Annotated in this window: 7 protein-coding genes; 5 read left to right on the top strand and 2 right to left on the bottom strand. The window is 73.5% G+C overall.

Annotated elements, in window-relative coordinates; all coding sequences use genetic code 11:
* Positions 1 to 259: 259 nt before the first annotated feature.
* Both ACLQ2U_RS01000 and ACLQ2U_RS00995 read right to left on the bottom strand, forming a co-directional pair.
* Positions 260 to 838 carry a hypothetical protein gene (locus ACLQ2U_RS01000; protein WP_425748575.1) on the bottom strand — a complete coding sequence of 193 codons (579 nt, stop codon included), beginning with the start codon at positions 836 to 838 and terminating at the stop codon, positions 260 to 262.
* Positions 839 to 1002: 164 nt separating this feature from the next.
* On the bottom strand, positions 1003 to 3531 hold the full coding sequence (locus tag ACLQ2U_RS00995) for a DEAD/DEAH box helicase (RefSeq protein WP_425748574.1): 2529 nt from the start codon (positions 3529 to 3531) through the stop codon (positions 1003 to 1005).
* Between the two features lie 140 nt (positions 3532 to 3671).
* On the opposite strand from ACLQ2U_RS00995, the gene ACLQ2U_RS00990 reads away from it, so the two are divergent.
* The 5 genes from ACLQ2U_RS00990 to ACLQ2U_RS00970 all read left to right on the top strand — a co-directional run bounded on the left by ACLQ2U_RS00990 (position 3672) and on the right by ACLQ2U_RS00970 (position 8437).
* Positions 3672 to 4028 carry an STAS domain-containing protein gene (locus tag ACLQ2U_RS00990; protein WP_425748573.1) on the top strand — a complete coding sequence of 119 codons (357 nt, stop codon included), beginning with the start codon at positions 3672 to 3674 and terminating at the stop codon, positions 4026 to 4028.
* A complete protein-coding gene (locus ACLQ2U_RS00985) occupies positions 4028 to 4462 on the top strand; it encodes an ATP-binding protein (protein WP_425748572.1) in 435 nt (144 codons plus the stop codon). Before ACLQ2U_RS00990 ends, ACLQ2U_RS00985 begins: the two co-directional genes overlap by 1 nt.
* Positions 4463 to 4787: 325 nt before the next feature.
* Positions 4788 to 7145 (top strand): sodium-translocating pyrophosphatase, encoded by a 2358-nt coding sequence (locus ACLQ2U_RS00980; protein WP_425748571.1) that lies wholly within the window; start codon positions 4788 to 4790, stop codon positions 7143 to 7145.
* A gap of 138 nt (positions 7146 to 7283) precedes the next feature.
* On the top strand, positions 7284 to 7826 hold the full coding sequence (locus ACLQ2U_RS00975) for a hypothetical protein (RefSeq protein ID WP_425748570.1): 543 nt from the start codon (positions 7284 to 7286) through the stop codon (positions 7824 to 7826).
* Positions 7817 to 8437 carry a hypothetical protein gene (locus tag ACLQ2U_RS00970; protein ID WP_425748569.1) on the top strand — a complete coding sequence of 207 codons (621 nt, stop codon included), beginning with the start codon at positions 7817 to 7819 and terminating at the stop codon, positions 8435 to 8437. The genes ACLQ2U_RS00975 and ACLQ2U_RS00970 overlap by 10 nt, the downstream gene beginning before the upstream one ends.
* Positions 8438 to 8492 lie beyond the last annotated feature (55 nt).

Genomic DNA, 8492 nt, shown 5'->3' with positions numbered 1-8492 from the left:
ACCGCCACTGTCCGCGCCGGCCGGGTGTGTGGCGGGGGACGCCGCCGCCCGCGGGTCCGGCTTGCGGCTGGAGCCGCCGCCGCGCCTGCGGCCTGGTGCGGGCTTGACGTCCGCCACCCATGGGCGCGGCTGACCCCGCCCTTGGACGGCCGGGGCGCCCGCGCCGCGCGAGGGGCAGGTCGCCGGGCGGCTGCCTGCGACGGGCGACCGGGCGAGCCGGTCGGGCTGCCGCGCCGGGCATCCCGGCCGTCCAGGTTGGTCAGCGGCCCTGGAGCGCGTCCAGGCCGATCGCCATGGCGATCACCAGCCGACGGTCGACCTGCGGGTGCTGCACCTCGACGACGTACCGGTCGCGCAGGCCCCACTTCTTGATCACCGAGAAGACCGGCTGGCCGCCGGCGACGAAGTCGAAGTGGTACGGCAGCCAGGAGAGCGAGTCGACGAACCGGCGCAGAAGCGCCACCGGCATGCTCCGCTCCTGGCCGGTGACCTGCGGCAGGCCGGGCTGCTCGACGTGCCAGGTCGAGCGCAGCAGCGACTGGGCGAAGTCCTTGCGGAACAGCCCGATCGGGGTGCCGGCGTGGTCGGTGACGTCGTACGTGGCCCCGAGGTCGAGCCGCTGCCGGGCCTTGAAGCCAAGCAGCGGGTGCTGCTTGGAGTCGTCGGTGTAGATGGTCACCTGCTCCTTGAAGGCGAGCCGCTTCTGCTGCGCGAACGCCAGCAGCTCTCCCTCGGTACCGTCCGGGGCCACGGCCCGGACCTCGTACTGGTTGACCATCATCCGGATCCGCTGCCGGATGTGGAACTGGTGCTGGGTCTGCAAACTGTCGAGCTGCATCGCGATCTCCTCCGAAGGGTGCGCCGGAGTCTCGCACAGACCGCCGTTCAGCGTCCGCCCTCGATCGTGGCCTTCAGCGCCCAGGCGTTCAGCACCTGGTGGATGCCGCGCAGCCGCTCGTTGAACTGGTCGAGGCCCCCCGGGCGCGTGCCGGCCGGGCGGCGTCAGAGGTCGGTCGGGGCGGCGATCCGTTCGTCCTGACGCGGCAGCGCCGGCCCCCGTCCGCCCGAGGGGAGCTCCGCTCCCGCGTCGACCGCTTCGCCGCCCGCGGCGGGCTCGTCGACCGTCGCGTCGCCGGTGGCGGTCTCGCCGGCCGCCGAGCCGCCGGTGGTCGGTTGGTCCACCGCGGGCAGGTTGGCCAGCACCACGTCGAGGACCCGGACGGCATCCGGCTTGGACAGCGGGTTGTTGCCGTTGCCGCACTTCGGGGACTGGACGCAGGACGGGCAGCCGGCCTCGCAGCCGCACTCCGCGATCGCGTCCCGGGTGGCCCGCAGCCAGGCCGCCGCCGTCCCGTATGCCCGCTCGGCGAAGCCCGCCCCGCCGGGGTGCCCGTCGTAGACGAAGACGGTCGGCGCCTCGGTGTCGGGGTGCACGGCGGTCGACAGCCCGCCGATGTCCCACCGGTCGCAGGTGGCCATCAGCGGCAGCAGCCCGATCGCGGCGTGCTCGGCGGCATGCAGCGCCCCAGGGACGTCGGCGGCCGCCACCCCGGCGAGGGCCAGTGACTCCGGCGAGACGGTGAACCAGACCGCCACGGTGCGCAGCTCCCGGGCCGGCAGGTCCAGCGGCCTCGTGTCGATCACCTCGCCGGTGGCGATCCGCCGCCGCTGGTACGACACCACCTGGCTGGTCACGTCCACCTCGCCGAGGAACATCCCGACCGGCCCGGCATCCACGTACGAGCGCACCGACACCACCGACAGCGAGGTGACGTCCCGGGCGTGGGTGGACCAGTCCGGCTCCTCGGCGTGCACCAGCGCGCACCCGTCGGCCAGGTCGAGAGAGTCGACCACGTACGAGACGCCCTGGTGCAGGTAGACCGCGCCGGGGTGGATGAGGAAGTGCGAGGAGCCGCCGTCGACGGTGCCGAGCAGCCGCCCGGTGGACGCCTCCACCACGCAGACCGGTGCACCGCCCTCGCCGCGCAGGTCCACCTCGGGCCGCTCCCGGTGCCGCCAGTACCAGCCGGTCGGTCGCTGTCGCAGCGCGCCGGCCTCGACCAGCGAGTCGACCGCCTCCTTGGCGCCGTCGCCGAAGAGGTCCAGGTCGGCGGGGGTGAGCGGGGCCTCGGCCGCCGCGCAGGCCAGCTGCGGGCCGAGCACGTACGGGTTGGCCGGGTCGAGCACGGTCGCTTCGACCGGCCGCCCGAAGAGCGCCTCCGGGTGGTGCACCAGGTAGGTGTCGAGCGGGTCGTCCCGGGCCACCAGCACCGCGAGGGCCTCGTCGCCGGAGCGCCCGGCCCGGCCGGCCTGCTGCCAGAGCGACGCCCGGGTGCCCGGCCAGCCGCAGATCAGCACCGCGTCCAACCCGACCAGGTCGACACCGAGTTCCAGCGCGTTGGTGGAGGCGAGCCCGAGCAGGTCGCCGTGGAGCAGCGCTCGCTCCAGCTCGCGCCGCTCTTCGCGCAGGTAGCCGGCCCGGTAGGCGGCGACCCGGTCGCCCAGCCCGGGCACCGCCTCGTCGAGCGAGCGCCGCGCGTTCGCCGCCACCACCTCGGCGCCGCGCCGGGAGCGGACGAAGGCGAGCGTGCGTACCCCCTCGGCGACCGTGTCGGCGAGCAGGTCCGCGGTCTCCCGCAGCGCCGACCGGCGCACCGGGGCGAGGTCCGCCGCAGCAGAGGAAACATCGGACGGGAGCAGCGGCGGCTCCCAGAGCGCGAAGGTCACCCCGCCGCGGGGCGAGGTGTCCTCGGTGACAGCCGCCACCGGCAGGCCGGTGAGCCGGCCGGCCGCCGTCGCCGGGTCGCCCGAGGTCGCCGAGGCCAGCACGAAGACCGGGGTACGCCCGTAGCGCGCGCACTGCCGGCGCAGCCGGCGCAGCACGTGCGCGACGTGCGAGCCGAACACGCCCCGGTAGGTGTGGCACTCGTCGATCACCACGTACGCCAGCCGGCGCAGGAAGCCGGACCAGTGCGCGTGCCCGGGGAGGATGCCGTGGTGCAGCATGTCCGGGTTGGTCAGCACGAACCGGGAGTGCCGGCGGATCCACTCCCGCTCGGCGCGCGGGGTGTCCCCGTCGTAGGTCGCGGGGCGTACCCCGTCGAGTTCCAGGCCGGCGACGGCGCGGAGCTGGTCGGCGGCGAGCGCCTTGGTCGGGGCCAGGTAGAGCACGGTGGCCCGGGGGTCGGCGAGCAGGGTGGCCAGCGCGGGCAGCTGGTACGCCAGTGACTTGCCGGACGCGGTGCCGGTGGCGACCACCACGTGCTTCCCGGCGTACGCCAGCTCGGCGGCCTGGGCCTGGTGCCGCCAGGGCGCGACCACGCCGCGCCGGGTGAGCGCCGCCCGCAGCTCCGCCGGGGCCCACCCCGGCCAGGGCGCCGGCTCCCCGGGGCGGGCCGGGACCCGCTCGACGTGGGTGACCGGGTCGGCGCCGTGGTGGCGCGCGCGCAGCCGGCGCAGCACGTCGCCCGGCGTCGCCGTCGGCGGTCGCCCGGGGCCTGGAGCTGCGGATACGGTGGCTGCGGGGTTCACGTCCTGCACTCTCGCACTGGTGTTCGGTGGTGAACGACCGGGGGCGTGGGTAAGGAGGAGTCACCGCCGGTGACCGGAAGGGGCTCCGGCGGGGATGGTTAGATGCCCAGGAGAGTTTACGGCTCTCGGAGGAGGGACTGATGGAGCTGTCGCTGGCGACCCGCACCGTGGGGGAGCACACGGTGCTCGAGGTCGGTGGTGAGGTGGACGTCTACACCGCACCCCGGCTGCGCGAACGGCTCCTGGAGCTGATCGACGGTGGGGCCCGGCAGGTCGTCGTCGACCTCGGCCGGGTGGACTTCCTCGACTCCACCGGCCTCGGCGTGCTGGTCGGCGCCCTCAAGCGGCTCCGCTCGGCCGGCGGCTCGTTCGCGCTGGTCTGCGACAAGGAGCCGCTGCTCAAGATCTTCCGGATCACCGCGCTGGACCAGGTGTTCCCGCTGCACCCGACGGTCGACGCGGCGATCGCCGCCGACCCCACCGGCAACGGCGCCTGATGGCGACGGTCCGGCTCTCCTTCTCGCCGGCTCCGGTGCACGTGCGCACCGCCCGCCTGGTCGGCGTGGCGGTGGCCCGCCGGGCCGGGGTACGCGAGGATCTGCTCGACGAGGTGCGCCTGGCGATCGGCGAGGCGTGCACCCGGGCGGTCGCCCTGCACCAGCAGTACGGTCTGCCGGACCCGGTGCTGGTGGAGATGTCCGACTCCGGGGCGTACGCGGTCCGGGTGGTGGACCGGGCGCCGATCGAGGCGGGCATCGGTCTGGCCGCGCTGAACGCGGACGAGCTGGCCAACGAGTCGCTCACCGACGAGGCGCTCACCACCGGCGTCGGGTTCGCCCTGCTCGCCGGTTTCGTGGAGGACCTCCAGGTCCGCCCGGTCGAGGAGGGCGTCGGGACCGAGGTGCGGATGGTCTGGCCCGTCGGCCGCTGACCGTCCACCGCTCACTGACAGGCATCGAGGCCGTGACCCTGCGGGGTCGCGGCCTTGTCGTGCTGAGGGTCCCCTATATCAGATTTCTCCTCATAACACAGTTGCGAAGATCATCCCGACACGGCATCCCCCAGGTGTGACCCTCAACACTCGGCGGGGCTACAGTACCGGGGTTGTCAGCAAGTGATCCTTCCCGCAACCAGCGGGTATGGGCGTTCATCGCTGGTCCGCTGGGGCGGGTTGGCGCGCTTGCGGAACCGCATCCAGGCGTCGGGTCAGTACGTCCGCTGGCCGGCGCGACAGTGTTCGGTACAGGAGGACATAGATGTCCGGGACCTTGGCCGCCGAGGGCGGCGCGCTGTCCCTCACCGGAGGAAACCTGACGTACGTCGTCATCGCCGCGGTGATCGCGCTGGTGGCGCTCGTCTTTGCCGGCGCCTTGACGAAGGCCGTGCTGGCAGCCGGTAAGGGCACCACCAACATGCAGGAGATCTCCGGGGCGGTGCAGGAGGGCGCCTCCGCGTACCTGCTCCGGCAGTTCAGGACGTTGGCGATCTTCGTCGTCATCGCCGTCGTACTGCTCTTCCTGCTGCCGGTGCACGACACCGACGGCAGCCAGGTCGCGGTGAAGCTCGGCCGCTCCGCCTTCTTCGTCGTCGGTGCCCTGTTCAGCGCGTCCATCGGCGGCGCCGGCATGTGGCTGGCCACCCGCGCCAACCTGCGGGTCGCCGCCGCCGCCCGGGAGGCGCAGGGCGGTCGCGAGGCCGCCATGAAGATCGCCTTCCGGACCGGTGGCGTGGTCGGCTTCCTCACCGTCGGTCTCGGCCTCTTCGGCGCCGCGCTGGTCGTCCTGATCTACCGGGGCGACGCCCCGACCGTGCTGGAGGGCTTCGGCTTCGGCGCCGCGCTGCTCGCCATGTTCATGCGGGTCGGCGGCGGCATCTTCACCAAGGCCGCCGACGTCGGCGCCGACCTGGTCGGCAAGGTCGAGCAGGGCATCCCGGAGGACGACCCGCGCAACGCCGCCACCATCGCCGACAACGTGGGCGACAACGTCGGCGACTGCGCCGGCATGGCCGCCGACCTGTTCGAGTCGTACGCGGTCACCCTGGTCGCCGCGCTGATCCTCGGCCGGGCGGCGTTCGGCGAGGACGGACTGGTCTTCCCCCTGATCATCTCCACCATCGGGGTGCTCGTCGCGTTCGTCGGCGTCTTCATCACCCGGCTGCGCGCCTCGGACCGCAACGGGCTGACCGCGATCAACCGGGCCTTCTACATCTCCGCGGTGCTCTCCGCGGTGCTGGTGGCGATCGCCGCCTACGCGTACCTGCCGGCGACCTTCGCCGAGCTGGAGGGGGGCCTGACCGACGTCGACCGCAACCCGCGGCTGGTGGCCATCGGCGCCGTGATCATCGGTATCGTGCTGGCCGCCGCGATCCAGGCGCTGACCGGCTACTTCACCGAGACCAACCGGCGCCCGGTGCAGGACATCGGCAAGAGCTCGCAGACCGGTGCGGCCACCGTCATCCTCGCCGGCATCAGCATCGGTCTGGAGTCGGCGGTCTACTCCGCGCTGCTGATCGCCGCGGGCGTCTTCGGCGCGTTCCTGCTCGGCGGCAGCTCCATCACGCTGTCGCTCTTCGCGGTGGCGCTGGCCGGTACCGGCCTGCTCACCACCGTCGGCGTGATCGTCGCGATGGACACCTTCGGCCCGATCTCCGACAACGCTCAGGGCATCGCGGAGATGTCCGGCGACATCGACGAGAACGGCGCCCGGATCCTCACCGAGCTGGACGCGGTCGGCAACACCACCAAGGCGATCACCAAGGGCATCGCGATCGCCACGGCGGTGCTCGCCGCGACGGCGCTGTTCGGGTCGTACACCGACACCCTGCGCAGCTCGTACGAGGACGCGGGGGTGGGCGACGCCGGCGCCGAGATCCTGAACGCGCTGAACGTGGCCAACCCGCGCAACCTGGTCGGCCTGATCATCGGTGCGGCGGTGGTCTTCCTCTTCTCCGGTCTGGCCATCAACGCGGTCTCCCGCTCGGCCGGGGCGGTGGTGATGGAGGTGCGTCGGCAGTTCCGCGAGCTGCCCGGCATCATGGACCGCACCCAGCGCCCGGAGTACGGCAAGGTCGTCGACATCTGCACCCGGGACGCGCAGCGCGAGCTGATGACCCCCGGCCTGCTGGCCATCCTGGCGCCGATCGCGGTCGGCTTCGGCCTCGGGCCCGGCGCGCTCGCGTCGTACCTGGCCGGGGCGATCGGCGCCGGCACGCTGATGGCGGTCTTCCTGGCCAACTCCGGTGGCGCCTGGGACAACGCCAAGAAGCTGGTCGAGGACGGCGCGTACGGCGGCAAGGGCTCCGAGTCGCACGCCGCGACGGTCATCGGCGACACCGTCGGTGACCCGTTCAAGGACACCGCCGGTCCGGCGATCAACCCGCTGATCAAGGTGATGAACCTGGTCTCGCTGCTGATCGCGCCGGCCGTGGTGGCCTGGAGCGTGGGCGACGACAGGAACGTCCCGCTGCGGGTGGGCATCGCCCTGGTGGCGACGGCGATCGTGGTCGCCGCGGTGGTGTTCAGCAAGCGCAAGGGGATCGCGATGTCCGACTCCGGCGACGGCGGGACCGGGGCGGGCAGCCCGGACCAGCACGCGGAGACGGTCAACGCCTGACGGCACCGCGGGTTCCCCGGTCGGCGCGACGCCGGCCGGGGAACCGTCCGCCGGGGTTCTCCGGAGGCGCGTGCGTCGGGGTCGGGGCTCTCCGCCTGAGCGGTGGCACATTCACCCGGAGGCCGTACGCTGCACCGCATGCGTACGTGCCGGGCGAGTGCCGCCGGAAAGCTCACGGTGGTCCTGGCCACGCTCGTACTCACCGTCGCGGGCTGCGGCGCCGGGCCCAGCCCGCGGGCCTGGGCGGCGTCGGTCTGCGAGTCGCTCACCCCCTGGCGCGCCGAGATCAGCAAGCTGACCAGCAGCACACATCAGCAGATGACCGCGCAGACCACGCCGGCGCAGGCGAAGGAGAACCTGGTGCGACTCTTCGCCGGCGCGGAGGAGGCCAGCGAGACCGCCCGTCGCCGGATCTCCGACGCCGGGGTCCCGGAGACCGACCACGGCGACGAGATCTCCCAGGGCTTCCGGTCCTCGCTGGAGAAGATCCGGGACGCCTACGGCCGGGCCCGGGACACCATCGACGGGCTCGGCATCGGGCAGCCCACCGCCTTCTACGACGGCGTCCAGGCCGCCGTGGACACCCTCAACAAGGAATACGACGCGAGCGCGCTGGACACCAGCCGGCTCAACTCGGAAGAACTCAAACAGGCCTTCGACGAGGTCCCGGAGTGTCGCTGACCCCTCCCGACTCACCCCCCGAACCGGTGCGCCAGCTGTCGCTGTTCGGCACCGAGGCGGCGGATCCGTCCGTCGCCGACCTGGCCGGACTGCTCGCCGGGACCGGCGGGGTGGTCCGGATGGGTCGTACCGCCCGACTGTCGATCGTGGTCGACGCCGCCTGGCGGGTGCACGTGATCGTCGCCGAGCTGGGCCTGCGCGGCCTCTCCGCCAGCTGGGAGGGGACCGAGGACCAGCGGTACGCGGTGCGCACCTCGTACGCCCGGACCCTGGCCCCGCTGGCCACGGCCTGGCTGGCCGGTGGCCAGCGCAAGCGCCCGCCCGCCGGGTTCCACCTCAACGGCCGGCGGCTGCGGCTCTGGCTGGCCGCCGCCGGCAGCGCCGAGGAGACCGGTTTCCTGCTCCGGCTCGGCGACGGCGACCAGGACTGGTGGCCGAGCGTCCGCGCCGCGCTCGCCGCGGTGGGCCTGCCGGCGGCCCTGCTGGAGCCGGACGCGGGCGGCCCGGCGTTCCGGATCGGCGGCCGGCGGCGGCTGGCCCGGTTGGCGGAGCTGGTCGGCGACCGGCCGCCCGCCGCGCCCCCGGCCGACTGGCCCACGCCGCCCGGCTGACCCGCCCCAGGATCCGGGCCGGGCCAAGATCGACTTCAGATCGCTGAGGTGGCGG

Origin of the sequence: Micromonospora sp. DT47 (genome assembly GCF_049844475.1) — a bacterium.
Lineage (GTDB): Bacteria > Actinomycetota > Actinomycetes > Mycobacteriales > Micromonosporaceae > Micromonospora.
The sequence above is the reverse complement of the archived record's forward strand: the minus strand, read 5'-3'. Positions and strand labels throughout refer to the sequence as shown.

Excerpts from the sequence above, each read along its gene's own strand:
- ACLQ2U_RS01000 (WP_425748575.1), bottom strand. The coding sequence starts at position 838 with ATGCAGCTCGACAGTTTGCAGACCCAGCACCAGTTCCACATCCGGCAG.
- ACLQ2U_RS00975 (WP_425748570.1), top strand. The coding sequence starts at position 7,284 with ATGCGTACGTGCCGGGCGAGTGCCGCCGGAAAGCTCACGGTGGTCCTG.
- ACLQ2U_RS00980 (WP_425748571.1), top strand. The coding sequence starts at position 4,788 with ATGTCCGGGACCTTGGCCGCCGAGGGCGGCGCGCTGTCCCTCACCGGA.
- ACLQ2U_RS00985 (WP_425748572.1), top strand. The coding sequence starts at position 4,028 with ATGGCGACGGTCCGGCTCTCCTTCTCGCCGGCTCCGGTGCACGTGCGC.
- ACLQ2U_RS00990 (WP_425748573.1), top strand. The coding sequence starts at position 3,672 with ATGGAGCTGTCGCTGGCGACCCGCACCGTGGGGGAGCACACGGTGCTC.